The following is a 23,948-nucleotide window of genomic DNA, read 5'->3' as shown; positions in this document are numbered from 1 at the left end:
TTCTCCGATTATCAGAGGAGACAAAGCGGAGTTGATTCTGGATTGTGTAAAGAATGATGGGAATACTTATCGCGAATATCAGGAATCCAGAGATTTTATTACAACAAGTCTAGTACGGGATTTGGAACATCAGAGAGAAGAATTGGCAGGGCTTGATAAAGAAATCGAGAAAATCCTGCTTAGCTTTGATTATAAACTGACCAATATGCCCGGAATTGGAACGTCTATCGCAAGCAAGTTAATTGCAGAAATCGGAGATATCCGAAGATTTTCCAATGCTGATAAGCTGGCAAGGTTTGCAGGAGTAGCTCCTGTAAAGTTTAGTTCCGCCGGAAAAGGCAAAGAACAAAGTTCCAGACAGGGAAACCGTCAGTTACATGGACTATTTTATTTCATGGCAGTAACCATGGTGTCCAGACCAAAGAACGGAGCACCTAATCATCCGGTATTTTATGACTATTATATGCGGAAAATCGGTGAAGGAAAGACAAAATCGCAGGCATTAGTCTGTATCATGCGCCGATTGGTGAACATAGTGTACGGAATCCAGCGAAGAATGTTGGTAAAGAGGATTCGGATACTAGTCATATTGAAGTTGTTGATTCTGATGCAGGTACTTTTAAGATAACTGATTGGAGTGAATATCCAGATGAATATGTCCCTTTACCAGATAAAAATAAAGAGTGGGTATTGCTAGATGGTGATGAATATGAATCTGCTAGAAAACAAGCAAATGAGATTAATAAAAATATAAGAAAGGGAGATAGCTACTATAGCGAGATTGGAAATCCATGAGGTGGAGCCTGTTAAATTTGGAGGCAGTCCGACAGAATTAACTAATAAAACAGCTATACAAGGACAGGCCCATAGGAAATATGTTACACCATGGTGGAATAAAATACGAGATGAAGCTAAGAGAGGATTGAATAAATAATTATGGATTTTTTTGATAAAGACATTTTTAAAGATTTTAACTTCCAAGAAGAACAAAATACAGAAAGCCAAATATGTAGAGCTGAGTTAGAATTGGGAATCAAGTTTCCGGAAGAATTACGAAAGATTTTGCTACTATATAATGGAGGTAGTGGAGAAATCGGAGATTATTATTTAGATCTATGGAGTTTGGAAGATATTATTGATTTTTATCAAGAAAACATGGAAGTTGAGGAAAACAATTTGGTTCCATTTGCTTCAGACGGTTGCGGTATGGCATTTGCCTTAAAAAAAGGTTCTTCAGAAATTAGAATTATTCCTATGGATTCTCTAGAATATAAATATTCTAAAGTATGTGGTAATAACTTTAATAAGTTTGTTCATGACATGTATTCTGGCGATTTATTGGAATACTAGAGTATATTTAAAGTTCTCGAACACTTCCAAATTGATATAAAACAATTTTCAATTTGGAAGTGTTTTACTGTTTACATTTAGTAGTGGTAAAATCCTCTGATTTTAAACTGGCTCTTTAAAATCCATTCCTCTTCTTATTCAGAATTCTCAAGCTGTTTTTATGGAATGCATTAATTAACATGTTGATACATTCCTGAATAAACATAGTCAGTTATTCTTGTTCGCTTATATAGATTTTCTCCCTCAAAAATATGCGATAACGGAATAAGGTCAGAAAGTCAATACCAGAAACTACTACAAATACATGCTTTGAATTCGTGTGATCAGGAGACAGCACAGTATTATCTCAGGGCGCAAAACACCCAAATTTGTGACTATTTAGAGGAGAAGGGTTATAAAGTGATTGGAGGCGGTGGCAGAGGACCTGAAGAATACTTACCAGGACCAAGTGGAGGTAATAAAGGTAGTAATTATTTAGATGTTACTGCTACTAAAGATGGGGTTACGGTTAGAATAAATACTGTTGATGTATATGCAGATGGAAAAACGCCTACTATAAGGGAACAAAATGCCGCAAATTCAATAAATAGTAAAACCGGAGGATCAACAATACTAATTCCCAAAGGTGCTGGTTTAGGAGATTTACCCAATATGTTAGACGATTAAAAGAAGGAGATAAGGATGGCTAATGAAATATATTTTTTTACAACAAAACTAGATTTAATAAAAATCATTCAAAACGTGGAGCAAAATATTCAACTAAAATATATTGAAACTAATTCCTATGATTCAAGCGAAATAAAAGTTTATGATTCATTAGAAGAATATGAGAATATAGGAATCAACTTATCGGGTGATCATCAAAGTGAAAGTTTTTTAGTATTAGAGAAAAATGATCAATTAAATATTAGAGAGGTTAAGCAAATTAACAGTGGTGTTAAATATTATGTTGATCAAATGGAGAATGAGAATTCAATTGTTATTTGGCCTGGTGGTATTTATAAAAATCATTATCTAATATGTGGGCATGCAGGAACTATAAATAAAACACCCGAATCAAAAAAAATATTAAGCATATTTAATAAAAATATTAAAAAACAATGTAATCAAAAAATTGGGAGATATTATATAGGAAAAGATGCGCAGAAGCTATTTAATCAAATACGTTTTATTACAATTAATGTAAATCAATCAGAAGAATATGATGTAAAACTTTAATTGAATGAAAAGGTGAGCATAATAAATATTTGCATCAAATTCTTTTAATTAAATAATGTATAAAGGGACTGTCGCAAAATGTCAATAATTCAATAAGATTTAGATTCCGCCTGACTATTATCTTTATGAAAAATTAATTTTTGCGATAGTCTCTTGCAAAAGCTATATAGAATGTTAAAAACGAGACTATAACGTTAAGTGGCTTTGAAAATGTTAGAAAGTAGACCATATATCGGAGTTGATTATATTAAATTTGGTATATGTTTCTATCCTGTACTTACGGCAAAGATGGAAGCTTAAAGACCATGACCGATGTGACCGGAAAAAGGCTGCATTACGGATATGACTGGAGAGGAAAGCTTACCAGTATCAATGACGATGAGGGAAGAGAAATCGTCCGATATAGTCACCGGAAAGACGGAAGACTTGAGACAATCATAACAAAAAGAAAAATATTTACTTAAATGCAGCGAAAGGAGAATTTGGAGAAATTGAGTAGGCAAAACAAGAAGAGATTAAAATTAGGAGATATATATGAAATTCCATTACCCAATGGGCTAAACGCTTATGGACGATTATATAAAGAATTTACATTAGCAGTTTACGAAGCAATATGTTCTGATTTTAATCAGTTACCCCCAAATGATAAATATCGTTTTTTTGTTGGAGTGTATAAAGATTTGTTACAAGATGGAATATGGAGAATTGTGGATAACATAAAATTTGATAAAGAAGAGGATGCATGGGCACCGCCTCAATGTGTCGTTGACGCGATTACAGGTATTGGCTCCATTTACTATAAGGGAGAGATGGAATCATGTAGTTATGATGAATGTAAAGATTTAGAAATTGTTGCTGCATGGGATAGGAACCATTTAATTGATAGAATTATGGGAAATGATAAATGGGAGCAGATACTAAAAAAACCAATTAATCCTAATAAATGATTGCATCTATTCGGGCAATACACTTGTGAAATTTTATCCGGTGCACCTTCATAGACACCTTATAAAGTCATGAATTTAACTGGTTTCAGTATGATTACGACCACCTATTAGGTGACTTTTGCCTTATTGACAGCCACCTATTAAAAATGAAGAACTTTGTCTGAAATCCTTATGCAGTCGGCATTGCCGTCTGCTGTAAATTGGCAGGAGCGCCGTAAGGTGCACCTGCCTTTAACCGTGTGCCCGGTAGTGGGAAGGATATAGCGGAACACCAAGGGCGTTGTGGGTAACTGCAAGTCTGAAGGAAGGTGTAAGCAAATCTCCGGTTTGACGAAAAGAAATCATATGAGGCTATAAATAAGGGTAAGGCTGCGGTACAAGTCGAAGCCCAATAACTACACGGAATTGTTTATAGTAAATATGGCGAACACATGGAGAGAAAGAACGTGTGAGTACCCGGGGAGACCCTATGGACACAGCTAAATCGATATAACATTCGTAACTGTGGTTGAAATAAGATTTATCATAGGGAGTCAGCAGAGGTCATAGTACCTCGGTGACTTAAGGCACCGTGGGAAAGACTGAACTTTAGGAGATGTGAGTAAATGAATGTAACCAAAGATGGATTTAAGGACAGACAACTTCATATGGAAGATTATCTGCAAATGGTACCTGCGGAACAGGGAGAGTATGCAGAAGTGTCCGCCTATCAGCGGATTACTGAAAACAACAACATCATCACGGATTTTTGGACGGACAATCTAATGGAACTGATTTTGCGGAAAGATAACCTTAATAAGGCATATAAGAGAGTGAAATCGAATAAAGGAAAAGGCGGAATTGATGGAATGCAGGTAGATGAACTTCTGCCCTATCTAAGAGAAAACCAGAGCGAAATAATCCAGAAGATAAGGGAAGGAAAATATAAGCCAAACCCTGTCCGCAGGGTAGAAATACCCAAAGAAGAAAAAGGCAAAGTTAGAAAGTTAGGAATACCAACAGTCGTAGACCGTGTCATTCAGCAAGCAATTACGCAGGAATTGACACCGTTGTTCGAACCACAGTTCTCGGAAAACAGCTATGGATTCAGACAAGGAAGAGGACAGCATGATGCATTGAAAACCTGTAAAAAGAACGTGGAGGAAGGCTATGTATATGTGGTGAGTATGGATTTGGAGAGATTCTTCGATACCGTAAACCACAGCAAGCTGATAGAGGTATTGTCCCGCACAATTAGAGACGGGAGAGTAATATCGCTAATTCACAAATATTTGAATGCAGGAGTTGCATCGAATGGACTTTTCGAGAAAACAGAAGAAGGAATCCCCCAGGGTGGACCGCTTAGTCCGCTTTGTGGAAATGTGATGTTAAATGAGCTGGATAGAGAAAGCTTCGAGAAATATGCAGGAATTATTAATCCCATGGTTAACAAAGTTCTGATATACTTAATTCTCCGATTTAAAGGAACGGTAGAATCAACAATGTTATCATCGGGGGAACCTGATCCACTATCATATTTAATGGTCACAACGGGGGATTATCCCATAATCTAATAAAAATATCATAAATTTCATCGCAATTTTGAAACATATTTTTTACAAAATCCCAATATCTGCTATCTGAATCATAAAAATTATTCGATATTGAATATAAGTGATATAATCTTCAGATACTGAAGCAAATAAAACATTTTCAATTCTGAATTATGTCAATAGCAGACTATGGAGGGAATTATGAAAAAGAATCAGAGAGAAGTAAGAACTATAACAGCAGGCGTAATAGAAGAATACTGCAAATGGCTGTACTGCCAGGAAAAGAGCCAGGTGACCATTCAGAAATACCGGTATTATCTGGAGCAATTTTCGTACTTTCTGGAAGGAAGGAGTATAAACAAAGAGCTGGTAATCGTATGGAAAGCACAGCTGCGAAAAAGGTTTTCTCCTGTTACTGCCAACGGAGCACTTGCTGCAGTCAATGGATTTTTTAAATACAGCGGCTGGCCGGACTGCAGGGTAAAATTCTTCAAGGTCAGCAGCAGTGTGTTCTGTACAGAGCTTAAAGAGCTGAATAAAGTAGAATACAAAAGGCTGGTCAAAGCAGCTCAGGAAAACAAAAATGAACGTCTGTCCATGATCCTGCAGACGATCTGCTCCAGTGGAATCCGTGTTTCCGAACTTCCCTTTATTACCGTTGAAGCGGTGAGGAGCGGTGTGGCAGAGGTTGAATGCAAAGGAAGGATCCGTACCGTCATTCTGACCCGCCAATTATGCGAGTTATTAACAGAGTACGCAAAGAAGCGGCATATTATATCCGGTATGATATTTATTACCCGTAACGGAAAAGCGCTTGACAGAAGCAATATCTGGAGGGAAATGAAAGCATTGGGAAGCCTGGCCGGAGTTGCTGAAGAAAAGATTTATCCTCATAACCTTCGTCATTTATTTGCCAGGACCTTTTATATGATGGAGAAGGATTTATCGAGGCTTGCAGATATATTGGGACACAGTGATGTGAATACTACCCGTATTTATACAAAAGAAAGCGGTCATGCACATTTAAAAATACTGGAGCAATTAGATCTATTAGTCGCACAATACAACGGAATACCTCTTTTGTTGTAAAAATACGTCGAATCTAATTCTTAATATACTACATAAATGCATAAAAGTCTACAATTATTTTAAGAAACTGTTTTAAATGTATAAATTTGTTGAATTTGGATAACGCAAACAGGCTGGAGTTGTGAAAAAATCCCCAGCCTGTTTGCGGTGTCCTTCTTTTTTATCCTAAAAGGCTCACCTCTGGTTAAATTTTCTTATATTTACAACAAAAGAGGTATTCTGTTGTAACCGCTTATAAGTCAGTCATTGAAACAGTAAATAAACCTTATAAGATCAGGAACATGGGGGAAAAGATGATTGGAATTTTAGGAACTGCCGTTTTAACCGGCATGAGCTGTCTGGTTGGTTATTTTATACCGGAATTATCGTATTCCTTTGCCTGTTATAAATGCAGGCGGAAGGGATATCCGGCGCCGCTAAGAAGTCCGGATCCCTGGTGGAAAGGTTTAAGCCTGCTTTTTACTGCCGGTGTTACAGGATTGTCCTGCTTTCTATTACCGTTTGATCAGGCCATATTTACGGTGTTCACCTGCTTTGTTGCCGTTTTTGGCATTTGTGTGGACAGGTTAATAAGAATCATCGCCAATGAAATGCTGTGGGTGATTCTGGCAGCAGGTCTTACATACCGTATACATTCAGACGGCTTACCAGGGCTCTTGGGTTCGGCTGGAGCGATGTTTCTGGTTGTTGTCATTTTCGGTCTGACAATGTTGTTTACCTATGTCAGGAAAGGGACTCCCGGAGTTGGAATGGGAGACATAAAGCTCGCCATGATTATTGCGATTACGGTCGGCTTTCCCGGAGTTTTTTACTTCCTGACCGGGATGGCCTGTGTCATCGGGTTTTATTGCCTGGCAGGCATGAAATGTGGTTTTCTGGTCCGGGACAGTACGTTCCCGATGTGCGGGCACATAATGGCAGGCTTTCTGATCGCATTGCTTTGGCCGTACATTTCAATCACTATTTTGTGAAATGAGGAGAATATGAGAAGCTTAAAATCTGAAAATGGACAGGCTATGGTTGAATATGCAACTCTGTTTGCAGCAGTTGTAATCGTGGCCGCGATTACCTTCGGAAATATGTCAGGGGCTGCGGTTAAGATTTACAATCTGATACAGACCAGTCTGCTTCCTGTATTTCCATAATGTTTGGAGTAACCAGCCGGTTTGGTTCTTACATATTTAAAATTTAAGATGAAATATGGAATCTGGCATAATGCAGTTTTATACCGGTTCTAAATATACAGAAGATGGGGAGGTGAAAAATATGAAAAAACTTTGGGATAAATTTGTTTCTGAGGAAAGCGGACAGGGAATGGTTGAATATGGTTTAATTCTCGCACTGATCGCTGTTGCTGTTATTGTTGGATTACAGGCACTTGGCGGTAAGGTTCAGGGTACATTTGATAAGATAAATACTTCAATGCCATAAATAAAAAGTCATAAAAAATCAAACCGGCTGTTGCTTATAGAAAGACGAGGCGAATATTCAGTGAACATCTGTAAGCCTCGTCTTGAATTGTAATGAGGTGTAATACCAGGGAGGAATTAAGGTGAAAAAAATTCGTTTGATTGCATTGGCAGTTGCATTCCTTGTGTTCATAGCCGGATACCGGATGCTTGCATTGCGAGAAAACCATCAGTTCCAAACCAAGGCTGATGGACAGAAAATCGAAGTAGTTGTTGCAGCGCAGGATTTGAGTCCCTACACAACACTGACGAAGGATATGATAAAGCTTAAAAAGGTACTGGTTGATGAAGAAACGAAAGGCTATTACAGAAAGCCGGAGGAAGTAGTGGGAAAGGTATGTGTATCAAATGTCTTTCAGGATGAAGTGCTGACAGACCGGAGGCTTGCAGAAGACAATGCAGAAGTTCTTGGGCTTTCCTCAAGGCTGGAGGAAGGAAAACGGGCGATATCCATAAATACGGATTTAGAACAGGGAGTTTCCAATAATCTCAGAGTGGGAAACTATGTGGACGTTATTTTTACAGGAACCCTGAAATCGTCTGTGCAGGGAAGCGAAGAAGCAATCCCGGCAGGACTGGCCATGGAACGGATCATGGGACCCCAGAATCCGGCGAATGCCCAGATTGTAAATGATTCTGTAGGAAATGAATTTTCTGTTATTGCCCTGCAGAATATTAAGGTTGCAGCACTTGGAAACTCGTTTTCCTTTGACAGCACGAAAGACTATAAAGATGAGGAATACGTAAGCGTCACATTAGAAGTGACACCTTCCCAGGCAGCCCAGATTGCCCTTATGAAAAGCGGGGAAGGAAAAATACAGCTGGCACTCAGACCTCAGGAGGATAGCAGTGTTGTAAACGAACCCCGTGGATCTGTACTTAAGAATTATGAAGGAAATTAGTTTTCTTTGGGAAAGGGGAATCAGCTTGTGAAAATTAAAATTCTGCTCCTGGGAATACCGGAGAAATGTTCACAGATCAAAACGCACATAAAAGACGATGAAATTACCATAGTCGGATATGTGGTGGATGAGAACCAGGTACTAAATGAGATAAACAGGACCATGCCGGATCTGATTCTGATTACGGATACTTCACCCATGGCCCTGCGGTCCTGCCAGCAGATTTATCTGCTGCGCCCCCGCTCTGTTCCGATTGTGCTTTCAGATCTGGAAGACAGCGATCTGATGTATAAGATCCTGCAGTCCGGAGTCCACTACATTCTGCCTGAAAATATAGAACCCATTAATCTGATAGCAGAATTAAAGGGAATTTACAGCAATGAATCAAACCGAATTCTGGCACTGGAAAATACGGGAGCCAAATCTTCCAAATCAAAAGTAATTATGGTATTCGGTCCAAAGGCCGGAGTGGGAAAGACAACTCTGGCAGTAAATATGTCAATAAAGCTGGCTCAGAAAAATAATAAGGTGGTTATTCTGGATTATGATTTTCAGTCCGGAGACGTTGGTATTCTGCTGGGTATGAATCCGAGAAATACCATTCTGGAACTGATCCAGGAACAGAGTAATCCCAACGTGGATACGATACGGCAGTTTTTGTCTCTCCATCTTTCCGGAGTGAACTTCCTTCCCAATCCCCACAGCCCGGAATATGGAGCCTCCATCACTGCCAGGCAGGTCGAAAGTATCATTGCGGCTTTGCGGGTTTACTATGACTATGTTATTGTGGACGCAGTCTCGGGGTTTGATGATACTTCGGCCTGCTGCATTGACTGTGCCTCAGCTGTTTTATTTGTAACAGGAAAAGATGTGCCTGCGCTTCATAATGCGAAGAAAAGTCTGCAGGTGCTTGCCGAACTGACGGATAAACAAAAGATTAAACTGATTGTAGGAAAATGCTATGGATACGGAATTTCAGACAACGATGTTTCCCGTGTACTTGGCATGCCGGTGTGGGGTTCCATACCCTATGATGAAAAATCAGCGGTGGCAGCGGCAAATCAGGGTCAGCCGCTTGTACTGTCGTATCCGAAAAGTAAAATCTGTAAGGAAATTTCCAATATAGCAGAACGGCTGGAAGGAATGAACGAAGGTTACAGAAATGTGAAAAGCAGGAAAAAGAAACGGATATCATTTCTTCAAAAAGGAAAGGAGACTGGATAAGCCATGGAGTGGGTATCTCGTCTGGGTCAGCCAAAGGAAGCAGACCATTCTGTTTCAAAGGTGTTCAGCGTTTCAAACGCCGAGCCGGGAAACAGAGCGGATAAAAATTATGACAAATTAAAGCAGACGGTTCACCAGGAGGTAATACGGGAATACAATGACCGCTTCTCGGACGGCATCAATGGGAAATTCATTGATGTTATGGAAATCATCCATCAGGCCATTGCCAGACAGGAGGAGAGCCTGACCCGTCTGGAAGAATCAAAGCTCGCTCAGGAAATTTACGACGATGTCATGGGACTGGGCCCCTTAGAGCCACTGCTGCGGGATGATTCTATTTCTGAAATCATGGTGAACAGTGCAAGACAGATTTACATAGAGCGGGGAGGCAGACTGGAACAGACAGCCGCCAGCTTCCGGGATGATGCCCATGTATTAAAGGTAATCAACCGGATCGTTTCATCCGTGGGCAGGCGCTGTGATGAAGCCACCCCCATGGTGGATGCCCGTCTGGCAGATGGTTCCCGTGTAAATGCCATTATTCCGCCCATTGCTTTAAAAGGTCCCTCCATCACAATCAGAAAATTTTCTTCCACACCGCTTAAGATCGGAGACTTAATTGGATACGGCTCATTATCTTCCCAGATGGCAGGATTTCTGGAGGCAGCAGTAAAAGGACGCTGCAATATCATTGTTTCCGGGGGAACCGGTTCAGGTAAAACCACGCTGTTAAATGTATTATCAGGGTATATTCCGGACAGTGAAAGAATCGTGACCATAGAGGACGCGGCCGAGCTCCAGCTGAAACAGGATCATGTGGTCACTCTGGAAGGCCGTCCAAGCAATATCGAAGGAAAAGGGATTGTTTCAATCCGTGATCTGGTGAAGAATGCACTTAGAATGCGTCCGGACCGGATTATTGTAGGAGAGGTCCGGTCCGGAGAGACTCTGGATATGCTGCAGGCCATGAATACAGGTCATGACGGTTCTCTGACTACGGTACATGCAAATTCTTCCAGAGATGTAATATCCCGTCTGGAAACAATGGTTTTGATGTCAGGAATGGAATTGCCTGCAAAAGCCATCAGAGAGCAGATCACCTCTGCCATTGACTTAATCGTACATCAGTCCCGTTTACGGGATGGAAGCAGAAAGATTGTCAACATATCTGAGGTGGTGGGAATGGAAGGTGATACCGTTACCATGCAGGATATTTTCAGTTTCCGCCAGAACGGTACGGATGGAAACGGAAAAATTGCAGGGAAGTTTGAACCTACAGGAATCCATCCAAAGATTCTGGATAAGATCAGGGATAATGGAGGATATTGCAGGGATGACTGGTTCCTTGCGGAAAGAAGGTGACAACATGAAAATGGTGTGTCTGGCTTCTGCGGCGTTATTTAGCTATTGTGCCATAGAAATAATTCTGGAATTTCTGTTAAAAAAGCAGCTGCAGATCAATGAGCGGTTAAGAGATATAAGCCAGGTGAAAAAAGAAACAGCGTTGTTGGCGAATGGAGAAGAAAAAAAGGACAGACAGCTTTTGCGTTTTATACATATTTCAAAAAAGCTGAAGGAAGAAGTCAGCTTATCCGGAGTCAAGCTGCGTCCGGAGGAGTTTATCATGATCTGGTTTCTTCTTATTTTTGCACCGGCCATGCTTTTATTTGCATTTGCCCCGGATTTGGTTCAGTGTATGGGGCTTTTCCTCATAGGACTGGTTGTTCCTCCGTTTTTTCTGAAAATGGCTGCTGCGAAACAGCGCTCCCTGTTTGAGGCTCAGTTAGGGGATGCGCTGATGGTGCTTTCTAATGGTCTGAGAGCCGGTTTTTCTTTTGAGCAGGCACTGGAGAATGTTTCCGGAGATTTAGCCAATCCCATTGGCGGTGAACTGAACACAATCGTCAGGGAGCTTAAGCTGGGAGGGGAACTGGAACAGTCTTTTCTGATAGTAGCTGATCGAATGGAAAGCGATGATTTAAAGCTGCTTACTACAGCTGTTGTGATACAGCAGAGGGTGGGCGGAAATCTGGCAGAAATACTGGATATCATTTCCCAGACCATACGGGACAGACTGACAATCAAGCGTTCCATAAAGACACTGACCGCTCAGGGAAGGATCACCGGACAGGTGATTGGAGCGCTTCCGGTCCTGCTGCTTCTTGCTCTTTCATTTGCCAATCCAGGGTATATTTCGCCGCTGTTTTCGTCTCTTCCGGGACGCCTCCTGCTGGTGCTTGGCGGAAGTATGGAGATTTTTGGCTTCTTAATTATCAATAAAATCGTAAATATTAAGTTTTAATGAAACCATAGGACATTCAGACAGGAGAAGAGAAGATGATATTTCTGACAGCCATAGCCGGCGCAGTGTTTGCTTATTTTTTTGTGGATCTTTGTTTTTCCGCTGCTTTTTCTAAAACCCTTGCTTTGAATGAACGCTTAAAATCCGTGGAAGATATGGGAAAACGGCAACGGGAAACAGGGGAACTGGATGTATCGATCATAGACCGGATCATGAGACCGGTTTTTAACCGCATCCTTACCATTTTTTCCGTATTTGCGCCTAAAAATCCTGCGGCTCTGGAGAGAATGGAGCAGCAGCTTAAACAGGCCGGCATTCATATGAAATCTCAAAACTATAGCGCATCGGTAGCCTTTTTTACGGCAGTATGCATTGTACTCGGCGTTCTGTACGGTAGGACAGGAGGTTTTCTGCAGTCTGTCCTTTATGGTGCACTGGGGCTTTATGCCGGAATAGTTTTAAGCCGCTTTCATTTAAAAAGCAAAATAAAACAACGAAAAGCAGAACTATATCACCAGCTTCCGGAAATGATGGATTTATTAAGTGTCAGTGTTTCGGCGGGACTGGGTTTTGACCAGGCCCTGGGATATGTGGTAGAGAAATCCAGGGGAGCCCTCATCGACGAACTGGATGTGACTCAGAGGGAAATTTCCCTGGGCCGCAGGCGCAAGGAGGCTCTGAGCAGCTTTGCAGAACGGTGTGATAATATGGAAATCCGGACCTTTGTCACTGCTGTGATCCAGGCCGATGAAATGGGCTCCTCCATGCAGAATATCCTGTCCATACAGGCGTCTGCCATCCGGCAGACCCATAGACAGAATGTAGAGGAAAAGGCGCAGAAATTATCTGTTAAGATTTTGCTGCCCATGGTTCTGTTTATATTTCCTGTCATTTTTATTGTACTTTTGGGACCGGCAGTCATGTCAATTATGGAAATGTTTGGAGGTATGTAATTATGATAGTTCATATAGAAGGGGAAAATGGTTTTGAGGTTCAGGCGGAAATTGCCGATACCTTCATAAAAAGACTGCTGGGGCTGATGTTTTGCAGGGAATTGCATGAGGGCAGTGCCCTGCTTTTAGATCCCTGCTCCCGTATCCATACATGCTTCATGCGTTTTCCCATCGATGTGGTATATCTGGACCATGTTAATAAGGTTTTAAAAAGGGAAACAGTTTATCCCTGGCGGATGGGAAGTTTTGTAAAAGGAACCAGAAAGATATTAGAATTAAATAAAGGCGCTGCAAGAAAATTAAAGACCGAAAAACAGCTGTTTATCAGTTTTATTGAAGAAAGGAGGTCACAAGATGAATTACAATCAGGTAAATGATTTCGGACAGGAAGCAGGAAACGGCGGACAGATGGGGGGCATGCTTCCTGACGGCATGGAAGGTTTTACAGGCAAGAACATGCAGACCGAGCTTGCTGCCAAGCTCCAGACAACGGTAGTCGGAGGGTATACCAAAAAGAGTGTGGAAGAATATGCTTTGGAAATGAGAAATAATCTGATGCTGATAAAGATGCAGCTGGAGCAGCAGATCCGTGAGCTGACTGCTGAAAAAGTCAGTGTAACCCAGGAATGCCAGGTGCTGCGGGAGCAATTAAACACAGCAGAAGAAAAGCTTTCCGACGCAATCGCACTAAAGGAAAGGGCTATGCAGGAAGCCAGGCTGTCAGCAGCAAAATTGGAAGAATGGGAGAACCAGAGTTCCGGTTATGAAGAAATGCAGCTGCAGAAAGAAATGTATGAAGAAGAGATCTCCCAAAAAGAACAGGATATTATCCGGCTGAACAGACAATTATCAGACTATCAGCGGGATTATGAGGCTCTGCAGACAAAGATGAAGGATATGGAGGAAAACCTGTTGAAGGTTTCCCTGGGGCTGCCTCAGCCGGAAATGGAAGAATTGCTTAAGCAGAAGGAAGAAGCGGAGCAAAAATATGAAATGCTTCTTGTGAAACTGGAAGAAAACACCATAGCTCTGGAGCAGGAACGCCAGGCCCGAAAGGAAGAGCAGGAGCAGCAAAACCTGATGACTGAAAGGGGAAAATGGGAGCAGCAGGCTCTGATTGTTGAACGGGAAAAGCTGGAACAGCAGATTTTGTCAGCTGAAAAGGAGAGATCAGAACACCAGGCTTTGATTGCTGAACGTGAAAAACTGGAGCAGCAGGCTTTGACGGCTGAAAAGGAAAAATGGGAAAAGAAGCTTAATGAATTAAAAAATCAGTATGAAGAACAGGAGAACTATAAAAGAGAACTGGAAGAAAAGGTTGACGTTTTATATAAGAATTACGAGGAAAACTCATCCCGGATAAAAAGGCAGGAGCAGCAGATTGAAGAAAAGGACATGCTTTTAAAACATTACCAGGTGCAGGAGCAGGGGGCCATACTGACCCGTCAGGAAAATCAAAAGTTAAAAGATACCATAGATTCCTTAAAAGAAACAATTCAGATGATTATGGAACAGATGGAAACTCAGTCTGAAAGCATGAACCTATACATGGAGCGTACGACGCAGGAGCGGGATACCCTTAAAAAAGCAATTGGGGAACAGGCAGCTCTTAAGCTTCAGAATGTGGAACTGCTGGATATCCAGAGAGGCCTGCTGGCCCAGATTGAGGAGCTGAAATCCAGAAATTTGCAGCTGGAGAAAGGAATGGAGCTGCAGAAAAAGGTTTCCTTACCTGTGGAACGGGAGAAAAGGGCTGTGCTGCCGGAAAAGCAGCCATCTGTCAGCGCAGAAAAGGAGTCTTCTGATCCGGAGCTGTTTACCTGTGACAAAGCCATGCAGAAAGCCAGGGGATTGTTCTCTGTGATGGAAGGAGAATATGCCGAGAAGACCAGGGAGGTAAAGAACATTGGCTGACTTTAAAGGTAAGGATGAAAACGGGCAGTCAATCCTGGAATTTGCCCTGATTCTGCCTATTATAGTGCTGCTCTTTACTGCTCCTGTGGATTTCTTTATCTGCATGAATACGAAGATGACATTAAGCAGTGCTGCCAGCGAATGTATCAGCCGTTTGGACTATTCTGATATTTCTTCAGGAACGGTGAGCGGCAAGGTGACACAGATCATCACCGAGAATTTTACGGAACGGCTGGATCCTTCAAAGGTTAATATAGAGGAACTGAATGCGGGGAGCAGTCAAAAGAACGATTACAGTTATTACGTTTATTCCAGTGACCGGGCCAATCCGTCTGACTTTGGCAGCCAGTTTGAAGTGCGCCCCGGCAGTTATGAGTATTCCGAAGTACAGCTGCAGCTTTCTTATGAACGTTCTGCAGTAACCTTTTGGGGAACGTTCTTTCTGGGGAATACATATAAAGTGAAAACACCTGTCTATTCCCGTAATATTTATATAAACGGCTATACTCCGTAGCATGACGGGAGGAGGATGATTTATGAAATGTTTTTTTGCTCTGAAACAGGATAAAGGACAGGGAATGGTAGAATTTGCACTGGTGTTTCCGATTTTTATTATAATCATTCTATTCATAATCGAAATTGGCTGGATGACATACCAGCAGACTGTTTTCGATCAGAGTTACCAGTATTCCAGCTGGTCCGTCCAGGCATCGGATTTCGGGGATTCGGATCCGTTAGATACCTGCCCGTCCAGTGTTGTCTACAGCGGAAATACGGTGTCAGACCCCTTGGTGGAAAGAATAAAAGAGGCCAGTTTTTGGGGCTTTTTATCGGAGAATCTAACAGTCAGTGATGCACAGGCGGTAATGAAAAATGAAGAAAAATCCTTTTCGGTGCCGGGGCGGACACCGGGCGATACCGTAACGGCAATCAGCCGGACCCGCTATATGGATTTAAAAGCAACCCTGTCCTACGATATATACCCCCTTACCTTTCTGGGGCGGCAGGTTTTCGGATCCAGGGTGACAAAGGAAAAAAAATTAAGCTGCAGCCGGGTCGTATCCACCCAGCACAGATCTGAGTAGATTTGGGTAACAAAAAAGGGAGGAAAGCATGAAATGTAAAACCAGGTGGAAAAAGAAGTTTGCCTGTTTTGGCCGGGAAGATGGAAATATTCTGCTGCTTTTCGCCGGCAGCCTGACTGTCCTGATTTTTTTTATCGGGATATCGATGGATCTGGGACTCATTTATTTAAAGCGCAATGCACTGATGAATTTATGCCAGCTTGTGAAAGAAGACAGGTTTACGTTCCAGGATTCAATAAGGTATTCCGATAATCCGGGGAAGGACAGCTTTACCATGATAGAAGATGCTATAAGAAGGAATGATTTTGATGGAACGGTGAAGGTTTATTTTAAAGAAGAAGCGCCGGAAACCAATTACCGGTATTACAAAATACGGACACAGCTCAGCGAAGAATATTCTTATACATTTTTGAAGATTTTCGGAGCTGATACGACGACCATTACCGTTTATTTTGACGGAGGGGAAACATACGGAGAAGGGATTTCAGATGTCATATGGCACCCTGCTTTACCGGTTTCCAGCTACAATGGTTCTTATACCAGCCAGCCTGACGGAAGCTGCGATTATGACAGCGGGGATATACCGGCTGACTGGTAACGGATAAAATATGAGGTAACTTAAAATGCAAAAGAAGGTCTTTTCAGCGGCCGTTTTTCTGCTGGCAGCGGCTTGTACTCTCACTGCCTGCAAAAAGAACGGCTTTATTTTTAAAAAGGATCCAGTCAGGGAGTGTACACTTACATTTTGGCATTGGGACACTGGACATGAAGATTTTTATGAGAAAATCGCATCGGATTATGCGAAGGAGCATGAAGGAGTAAAAATAAATATCAGGCTGGTTCCCTATGAAACTTATACTGAGGAGTGGTTTAAAGCTGCTTCAGAGAATGAAACTGCAGATGTTTTTGCCATTCCTCCTGAAAGTCTGGCTGAGTTTATAAACAGTAAAAAGCTTGAGGCGCTGACCTATGCAGATCTCATCCCTGCAGGCAGTGAAGAGGAATTTCTTATAAACAGTGCAGGAAAAGAGACCGCTTATGCCCTGCCTGCAGCCGGCAGTCTTCCTGTGATTTTTTACAATAAAGATATTTATGAACAGAATCAGCTTGTTATTCCTGAAACACTTTCTGATTTTGTGACAAACTGTGCTATTTTAAAACAGTCTTCCTGCCAGCCGTTTGCCATGTCGCTGACAGAGGAGGGGATGTTTGATTCATTTGATTTTGCGGCCGGGATCCTGGCTAACGGAAAGAGCCTTGATGGCAAAAAGGCAGAGAAACAGGATTTTAAAAAGCTGCTGGATAAAAATACCGGCTATTATGACCTGCTTGGACTCGCTATGGAATTGTCCCTGGATAAGGAAATCTGTGTGAAAGGGCATCAGGCTCTGTTGGAAAATTTTGCACAGAACAAATACGCCATGATCTGCGGCACCACAGAGGATATTGATGCGTTAAACAGCATGTCATCTTCTTTTGGGTGGTTCATGCTGCCGGGAGAGGATTACACGAAAGCAGGAGTCTGGAAGGCAAATCATATGTTCGGGGCTGCAAAAAAGGGGAAATCAGTGAAGGAAGCCAAAAATTTTCTTTCCTATTTCCTTACCCGGGAAAACCAGCTGGCATTTTCAGCGGAGTTTGGGATGATTCCGGCTGTAAGGGGCTTAAAGCCGGATGATAAAGAAATCAGGCAGGCCTACGAACTGATAAGCGGGAAAAAGGAAGTGCATTTCCCATTTTATCAGACCATGTCTCAGGAAGAGAGAACGTTATGTGCGGAGAAATTAGATCTTATATTTTCAGGCGAAGTAACGGATCCGGAAGGCTTTTTGACAGATTGGATCAAAAAGCTGAAGGATTAGCCGGAGAAGTCGTGTGTGGAGGTAAAAGCAATGTTTAAAATAATAAAAAAAGGGTTGCCGGTCATGTTGCTGGCACTTTTTGGGCTGTTTCTTTATCCTGCAAATGTCCTGGCAGCTTCCGTCCAGCCCTTGACGATTAATGTAACTACTGTTATTGATAATTCGTCTGATTATCCGCAGCAGGCCGGACAGATAAATTCGAAATATGATGCAAAACGGATATATCAGATGTCAAAAACCAGTAACTATCCGGCTTATTATCCATCCGGATATGAAACAGGAGTAGTAACTATAAAAAACGGGTTCACATCAACCGTAAAATTCCCCGCAAAATCATCAAACACAAACGGCAATACGGTCTGGTTCGGAGCAAACGGATATACCGATTCTCATCTGAGTCTTGTTTCCGTAGAATACGGCAATAACGTAAGCGCCTATACCTATAATGGAACCGGAAATGCTTCCAATCCATTTGTAACCCAGGCCTATAACTGGATTTCAATCAGCGGGAATGCTGCCGAAGTCAAAGTTACCCTGCATTTCAGGTATAATCCGGATATCGATGAGGTTCCGCCAGAAGAGGTGCCGGAGCCGGAACATAAGAAAGTGATTGATTATCTGGGCGACGGTGCCGGAAATCCGGATACGGACGCTCATGGAGTGAATGATTACCGGATTTATCTGGACTTAACTACCAGCAGGGAAGAGGAGGCCAGGAAATCGGATATTATTTTTGTATTGGATGTCAGCAATTCCATGGAAGAATCAATGGGAGGTGCATCCAGGTTCCAGGTCATGAAACAGACGGTATACAATGCGGTATCGGTTCTTGCAGAAAATCCGGATAACCGCTTTTCCATCATCACCTTCGGAACAAATTCCGACCTTGTCGTTTCAGGAAGCACAGACAGGGACAGCTTGCTTCAGACTGTAAATTCCCTGGCTCTTCCGGGAGGGGCACAAGGCGGTACAAATTATTACCAGTCCATGAATCAGGCGTCTGAACTGATCGGTGGGTTGTCTTCACCGGGAGCCGAGCAGGTCGTGTTTTTCATTACCGACGGGCAGCCTACGGCGGCAACGCCTGCTGCACAGGCACTCGGCTACTCTGTTTATACAGAGGTGGGAACTGTTTATGCTGCTGATGCAGCCAGACAGATGCAGGGAGTTGACCGGTTTTATTCTATTTTTATGGGAAGCAGTACCGGAGGTGCATCGACGCTGCAGACCATTACCCAGATGGTAAACACCAATATTGAAAAATACATGGTTCAGGCGGCCAGTGCGGAACAAATAAACAACGCATTTAACCGGTTCTTGTCTCAGATCAGCAATTCGTTTTACAATGTGACAATCAGTGACCGGCTTTCTGAGTACGTTGATTATATGGGAGACCTAAAGGTGATGCGTCAGACTGGCAGCACACAGCCGGAATATCTGTCAGTCGGCAGCGATTATACGGCAGGTTTTGAAAATGCAGGGATTAATATAAAGCTGTTAAGCGCTACATTGCCGGCCAGCCGTTATGTCGTGTCTTTTAATGTCCGCGCCTCCGACAAAGCTCTGGATTATTATGATACAAACCAAAGCTATCTCCATACAGGAGATTCCGGCACGGATTATCCAGGCAACAGTACCAGTTCGGGAATGCCCGGATTTTACTCCAATTCAGAGGCTGGTCTTACGTATTCATACGGCAAAAGCGGTAAGGCTGAGTATAGTTACAATAAGCCGGTGGTCCAGGTTGTTGAACCAGATGCGGTCCAGGCTGAAATCCGTTTAAAAAAGGTTCTGACAGGAAAGACACTGGAAGCCGGAAGTTTCCAGTTTGAGATCAGCAGGGTACAGGACGGAAACGAAATTCCTGTCGCAACGGTTTTTAATGATGCAGAAGGCAATATTACGTTTCCGGAAGTAAAGATGAGTAAACCGGGGATTTTTCTCTTCCATGTAAAAGAGATCATTCCAAAGGAGAAAATACCGGGCATGGTATACGATACAAAGACGATTCAGGTAGAGGCAGAGGCCGAAAGATCCGGGGATGAACTAAAAGTCCAGGTCCGTTATCCGGCTGATGTATCCTTTGTCAACCATTATGAGCCCCAGCCGGTATCTGTCAGCCTGAATGCTCAAAAAAAGCTTTTGGGACGAACCCTGAAGAAAGGAATGTTCCAGTTCCGTCTTCTTAACGGAAACAATGAGGGAGTGGAGACAGTGCCAAATGATGGTTCCGGAAAAATCAGTTTTTCTCCGTTGACATTTACAAAAGAAGGAACCTACACGTATCTGATCCGGGAGTCTGTTCCCATTCCTGCAGATCCCAATATTACCTATGATTTAAAAACCGTCACGGCTAAGGTCGTGGTGACGGACAACAGCGGAAAACTGAAGGCAGAGGTTTCCTATTGGCCCGATCAGGTATTTAAGAATAGTTTTACTTACCAGACGGAATCGGCAACCATTGAAGTAAAAAAGGTTGTGACCGGAATGCAGCTCACGGCCGGACTGTTTGAATTTGAACTGAAGGATATGGAGACCGGTGACGTACAAAAAACTGAAAATAAGGCGGATGGCACTGTCAGCTTTATGGAATCCTATGATCAACCGGGTGAGCATACGTATCAGATCAGGGAAATAAAACCTTCTGATCCCATCCCGTATATGAACTATGACAGCAAAACGATAAATGTTACAGTACTGGTAGAAGATGATGGTACGGGAAATTTAGTCACAACAGTGGAGTATCCAGATGATAAGACCTTTTATAATACCTATAAGATCCGCGGAGGGATCTGGTAATACACCAAAAAGATATGTTATAATTATTTAAAATCTATTGAAGCATTTATAAAACAGGAAAGGGTGTGACAAGCCAGATGGATCCCATGGAATCAGCAAGAAGATCAAAATATAAAGAACCAATCCAGCACGGAAACGCATTTTTCCCTTTCAGCACCCATGAAACAGACATCAGACTGAAAGAAGGAAAGACTTTTCACACCTTTTTTATGAATGGAGCAAATTTCGGAGGTCTGGTGGGGCTGGGACAGGAACCCCCCTTATATTTTCACTGTCACAGGGAACTGGAACTGTTCTGGGTATGCAAAGGAACGGCCAGAATCAGCATAGAAAATGAAGAGATTCAGGTCAGTAAGGGAGATGTTCTGTTAATCCGGCCGGACAGAATTCACGGCTCCAATGACTGTTTAAAAGAAGACCTTATTTACCGGACCGTATTATTCAGCTACGAGTTTGTGGGGAGTATGGAAAATGATGTCATCAGGCAGAACTACATTGATCCACTGTTTTCCGTAACAACCGGACCTTATATCTTTCTGTCATCTGAGCAGCAGGAGTGTGAAAGACTGTTTCATCTGTTAAATGATGCATACGGCGTTTATGAAAATGGCGGAAAGGGATTTGAACTGCTTCTGAAAGCCAGGATACTGGAGTTCTTCTATGAAGTGGTAAAAAGCGGAAAAGTGTCACAGACCCCGGAGCAGACCGATGCGAGAATCGGATTGTTCATGAAAGATATTAATCATTACATAACAGAAAATTATACCAACAGAATCGAACTTTGTGATGCGGCAAAGCACGTTTCCATGAGCAGGGGATATTTTTGCCGCTACTTTAAACTTGCATTTCACATGACTTTTCATGAGTACCTGACCAACATAAGGCTGCGGGAAGCTGAATATCTGGTGCGTACCACTCATCTGGGTATGGAAGAGATCGCTTTCCGTACCGGTTTTTCCAATTCCAATTACTTTACAGTCAGTTTTAAAAAGCATTATCATATGATTCCTACAAAATACCGGAGTGAAATCAATATTTAATCAGGCCGCGCCCCCATAAAGTTATTTTTTTAATAAAAGAGGTCAATAAAAACAGGGTAACTTTATGTACATACAACTAAAATAATAGCATGAGTTCAAAGGAAAGGGGTAAAACAAAGCATGAATTATATCAGAGAGGACCAGGGAGCTATTATTTTTGAAAATGACGGGGAAACCCTCCGTATTGAACCGTGGGGTGAAAATTCCCTGCGGGTCAGGGCTGTGATGATGGGGGAAATCAAAGATACGGATTACGCCCTTCTTCCCGCACCGTTTAAGCCAGCTGAGATCATAATAAAAGATGGGTTTAACGGAGAGATCACCAACGGAACAATCACAGCAGTTTTATCTGTGGATGACTGGCACAAACGATGCAGGGTAAGCTTTTTTAACCAGAAAGGGGAGCTTCTGCTGGAAGAAGAAAGAGCCGGGGGAGCCCTCAATAAAAAGACCAGAGATTTCAAATCCAGGCTGGGAGGGGATTATGAGCTGATGGTCACATTTGCCTCAGACCAGTCGGAACGGCTGTACGGCATGGGACAGTATCAGCAGGAAGTTTTAAATATTAAAAACTGCATTTTAGAACTTGCCCACAGAAACTCCCAGGCCTCCGTTCCGTTTGTACTGTCGGATAAAGGGTATGGCTTTTTCTGGCACAATCCTGCAGTCGGAACGGCTTCCTTTGGGAAAAATATTACCCAGTGGTATGCACAGAGCACGAAACAGATGGATTACTGGATCACTGCAGGAGATACTCCGGAAGAGATCGTGGGGGCCTATGCAAAAGCCACCGGAACACCTCCTCCAATGCCGGAGCATGGTCTGGGATTCTGGCAGTGCAAGTTAAGATACTGGAATCAGGAAGAGCTTTTAAACGTTGCCAGAGAATATCATAAAAGAGGAATTCCGGTGGACGTGATCGTAATTGATTTCTACCACTGGCCCAAATGCGGTGACTACCGCTTTGATGAAAATGATTTTCCAGATCCCAAAGCAATGGTTGAGGAACTGAATAAATATGGAATGGAACTGATGGTTTCCGTCTGGCCCCAGGTGAATTTAACCAGTGAAAATTATGAGGAAATGAAACAGAAAGGGCTTCTGGTAAAATCAGAACGGGGAGTTCCCATAGCAATGCGGTTTCAGGGAGAGAACGCCTTCTTTGATGCTACGAATCCAAAAGCAAGAGATTATGTCTGGAATTTATGCAGAAAGAATTATTATGACTATGGGATTAAAACCTTCTGGCTTGACGAGGCGGAACCGGAATTTTCCACCTATGAGTATGATAATTACCGTTACTATATGGGACCGGTTAACCAGATCGGTAACATCTATCCACAGCTTTATGCAAAAACCTTCTATGACGGACAGATCGCTGCCGGCATGGATACAGCGGTTAACCTGCTGCGCTGTGCCTGGGCAGGCAGTCAGCGATATGGCGCGCTGGTATGGTCCGGCGATATTCACAGCGACTGGAAGACCTTAAGAGAGCAGGTCTGTGCAGGATTAAATATGGGAATTGCAGGGATCCCCTGGTGGACAACTGACATCGGAGGGTTCATGGGAGGAGATCCCACAGATCCTTTATTCCGGCAGCTGTTCGTACGCTGGTTCCAGTGGGGGACGTTCTGCCCGGTTATGCGCCTTCATGGAGACCGGTCACCGTCAAAGCCGGTTAATCATGCAGATGGCACACCGTCAATGCCAACCGGTGCGGACAATGAGATATGGAGTTTTGGAGATGAAAATACGCCCATCTTAGAAAAATTCATTCAATTCAGAGAGGCGATGCGGCCCTATTTACGAACATTAATGAACGAAGCCCATGAATCCGGCAAACCTGTCATGCGCACCATGTTCTATGAATTCCCCCGGGATGAGAGATGCTGGGATTTAACCGGCCAGTATATGCTTGGTTCCGATATACTGGTGGCCCCCATCCTATATGAGAATACATATGAAAGGGAGGTCTATCTGCCACAAGGAGCAGGCTGGACCCTGATCTATGATGGAACAGTATACGAAGGAGGGCAGATCGTTCATCAGACAGCTAAAATCGATCAGATTCCTGTTTTCCTTCGTGACGGAAAGCAGAAAGAGTTGATTGGAAAAATATAATACCCACCCCTAAATTCCCCTAATAAACAATAAAAATATGAAAACTGGCTGAAAACGGCTTCTGAATTTACCAAAAATTACATGTAGAGTGCTAAATATTACATGAACGAAAAAAACGCAATCTTTTGTAGTATAATCAAT

At 42.5% G+C, this 23,948-nt stretch carries 25 protein-coding genes; all 25 read left to right on the top strand.

Features of this window, described 5'->3' with window-relative positions:
- Positions 1-31 precede the first annotated feature (31 nt).
- The 25 genes from V7D18_RS06880 (at position 32) to V7D18_RS06760 (ending at position 23,807) form a co-directional block, all read left to right on the top strand.
- Positions 32-628 carry a transposase gene (locus V7D18_RS06880; protein ID WP_426152751.1) on the top strand — a complete coding sequence of 199 codons (597 nt, stop codon included), beginning with the start codon at positions 32-34 and terminating at the stop codon, positions 626-628.
- 308 nt (positions 629-936) lie between these two features.
- The gene (locus V7D18_RS06875; protein ID WP_426152749.1) at positions 937-1,350 is read left to right on the top strand and encodes an SMI1/KNR4 family protein; all 414 of its coding nucleotides are present in this window, start codon (positions 937-939) and stop codon (positions 1,348-1,350) included.
- Between the two features lie 399 nt (positions 1,351-1,749).
- Positions 1,750-2,016, top strand: a complete 267-nt coding sequence (locus V7D18_RS06870) for a hypothetical protein (protein WP_426152748.1) — start codon at positions 1,750-1,752, stop codon at positions 2,014-2,016.
- 15 nt (positions 2,017-2,031) lie between these two features.
- The gene (locus tag V7D18_RS06865; RefSeq protein ID WP_426152746.1) at positions 2,032-2,568 is read left to right on the top strand and encodes a hypothetical protein; all 537 of its coding nucleotides are present in this window, start codon (positions 2,032-2,034) and stop codon (positions 2,566-2,568) included.
- A 305-nt stretch (positions 2,569-2,873) separates the two neighbouring features.
- On the top strand, positions 2,874-3,032 hold the full coding sequence (locus V7D18_RS06860; protein WP_426152744.1) for a hypothetical protein: 159 nt from the start codon (positions 2,874-2,876) through the stop codon (positions 3,030-3,032).
- Between the two features lie 27 nt (positions 3,033-3,059).
- On the top strand, positions 3,060-3,515 hold the full coding sequence (locus V7D18_RS06855; protein ID WP_426152742.1) for a hypothetical protein: 456 nt from the start codon (positions 3,060-3,062) through the stop codon (positions 3,513-3,515).
- 605 nt (positions 3,516-4,120) lie between these two features.
- Positions 4,121-5,068 (top strand): reverse transcriptase domain-containing protein, encoded by a 948-nt coding sequence (locus V7D18_RS06850; protein WP_426152740.1) that lies wholly within the window; start codon positions 4,121-4,123, stop codon positions 5,066-5,068.
- A gap of 180 nt (positions 5,069-5,248) precedes the next feature.
- Positions 5,249-6,136 (top strand): tyrosine-type recombinase/integrase, encoded by an 888-nt coding sequence (locus tag V7D18_RS06845; RefSeq protein WP_426152738.1) that lies wholly within the window; start codon positions 5,249-5,251, stop codon positions 6,134-6,136.
- A 293-nt stretch (positions 6,137-6,429) separates the two neighbouring features.
- Positions 6,430-7,107, top strand: a complete 678-nt coding sequence (locus V7D18_RS06840) for a prepilin peptidase (protein ID WP_426152736.1) — start codon at positions 6,430-6,432, stop codon at positions 7,105-7,107.
- Positions 7,108-7,119: 12 nt separating this feature from the next.
- Positions 7,120-7,281 carry a hypothetical protein gene (locus V7D18_RS06835; RefSeq protein WP_426152734.1) on the top strand — a complete coding sequence of 54 codons (162 nt, stop codon included), beginning with the start codon at positions 7,120-7,122 and terminating at the stop codon, positions 7,279-7,281.
- 121 nt (positions 7,282-7,402) lie between these two features.
- Positions 7,403-7,567 (top strand): Flp family type IVb pilin, encoded by a 165-nt coding sequence (locus V7D18_RS06830; RefSeq protein WP_104436451.1) that lies wholly within the window; start codon positions 7,403-7,405, stop codon positions 7,565-7,567.
- Between the two features lie 121 nt (positions 7,568-7,688).
- Positions 7,689-8,507, top strand: coding sequence for a Flp pilus assembly protein CpaB (gene cpaB, locus V7D18_RS06825; protein ID WP_426152732.1), 819 nt, complete (start codon positions 7,689-7,691; stop codon positions 8,505-8,507).
- A 27-nt stretch (positions 8,508-8,534) separates the two neighbouring features.
- Complete coding sequence (locus V7D18_RS06820; protein WP_426152730.1) at positions 8,535-9,731, top strand: P-loop NTPase; 1,197 nt, start codon at positions 8,535-8,537, stop codon at positions 9,729-9,731.
- 3 nt (positions 9,732-9,734) lie between these two features.
- Positions 9,735-11,093, top strand: a complete 1,359-nt coding sequence (locus V7D18_RS06815; protein WP_426152728.1) for a CpaF family protein — start codon at positions 9,735-9,737, stop codon at positions 11,091-11,093.
- Positions 11,094-11,097: 4 nt separating this feature from the next.
- Positions 11,098-12,033, top strand: coding sequence for a type II secretion system F family protein (locus V7D18_RS06810; RefSeq protein WP_426152726.1), 936 nt, complete (start codon positions 11,098-11,100; stop codon positions 12,031-12,033).
- 35 nt (positions 12,034-12,068) lie between these two features.
- A complete protein-coding gene (locus V7D18_RS06805) occupies positions 12,069-12,986 on the top strand; it encodes a type II secretion system F family protein (protein ID WP_426152724.1) in 918 nt (305 codons plus the stop codon).
- A gap of 2 nt (positions 12,987-12,988) precedes the next feature.
- Positions 12,989-13,363 carry a DUF192 domain-containing protein gene (locus V7D18_RS06800; RefSeq protein WP_426152722.1) on the top strand — a complete coding sequence of 125 codons (375 nt, stop codon included), beginning with the start codon at positions 12,989-12,991 and terminating at the stop codon, positions 13,361-13,363.
- Positions 13,341-14,900, top strand: a complete 1,560-nt coding sequence (locus V7D18_RS06795; protein ID WP_426152720.1) for a hypothetical protein — start codon at positions 13,341-13,343, stop codon at positions 14,898-14,900. The genes V7D18_RS06800 and V7D18_RS06795 overlap by 23 nt, the downstream gene beginning before the upstream one ends.
- Positions 14,893-15,414: a TadE family protein gene (locus tag V7D18_RS06790; protein ID WP_426152718.1), complete on the top strand. Its 522-nt coding sequence runs from the start codon at positions 14,893-14,895 to the stop codon at positions 15,412-15,414. The genes V7D18_RS06795 and V7D18_RS06790 overlap by 8 nt, the downstream gene beginning before the upstream one ends.
- A 22-nt stretch (positions 15,415-15,436) precedes the next feature.
- Positions 15,437-15,985 (top strand): TadE/TadG family type IV pilus assembly protein, encoded by a 549-nt coding sequence (locus tag V7D18_RS06785; protein WP_426152716.1) that lies wholly within the window; start codon positions 15,437-15,439, stop codon positions 15,983-15,985.
- Positions 15,986-16,013: 28 nt separating this feature from the next.
- On the top strand, positions 16,014-16,583 hold the full coding sequence (locus V7D18_RS06780) for a hypothetical protein (RefSeq protein WP_426152715.1): 570 nt from the start codon (positions 16,014-16,016) through the stop codon (positions 16,581-16,583).
- A gap of 25 nt (positions 16,584-16,608) precedes the next feature.
- Positions 16,609-17,847, top strand: coding sequence for an ABC transporter substrate-binding protein (locus V7D18_RS06775; RefSeq protein ID WP_426152713.1), 1,239 nt, complete (start codon positions 16,609-16,611; stop codon positions 17,845-17,847).
- A gap of 30 nt (positions 17,848-17,877) precedes the next feature.
- Positions 17,878-20,646 carry a Spy0128 family protein gene (locus V7D18_RS06770; RefSeq protein WP_426152711.1) on the top strand — a complete coding sequence of 923 codons (2,769 nt, stop codon included), beginning with the start codon at positions 17,878-17,880 and terminating at the stop codon, positions 20,644-20,646.
- 65 nt (positions 20,647-20,711) lie between these two features.
- Positions 20,712-21,686: an AraC family transcriptional regulator gene (locus tag V7D18_RS06765; RefSeq protein ID WP_426152709.1), complete on the top strand. Its 975-nt coding sequence runs from the start codon at positions 20,712-20,714 to the stop codon at positions 21,684-21,686.
- 120 nt (positions 21,687-21,806) lie between these two features.
- Positions 21,807-23,807, top strand: coding sequence for a TIM-barrel domain-containing protein (locus tag V7D18_RS06760; RefSeq protein WP_426152707.1), 2,001 nt, complete (start codon positions 21,807-21,809; stop codon positions 23,805-23,807).
- Positions 23,808-23,948 lie beyond the last annotated feature (141 nt).

Origin of the sequence: Lacrimispora sp. 38-1 (assembly GCF_049890855.1) — a bacterium.
GTDB lineage: Bacteria > Bacillota > Clostridia > Lachnospirales > Lachnospiraceae > Lacrimispora.
This window is presented reverse-complemented; position numbering and strand designations above follow the sequence as displayed.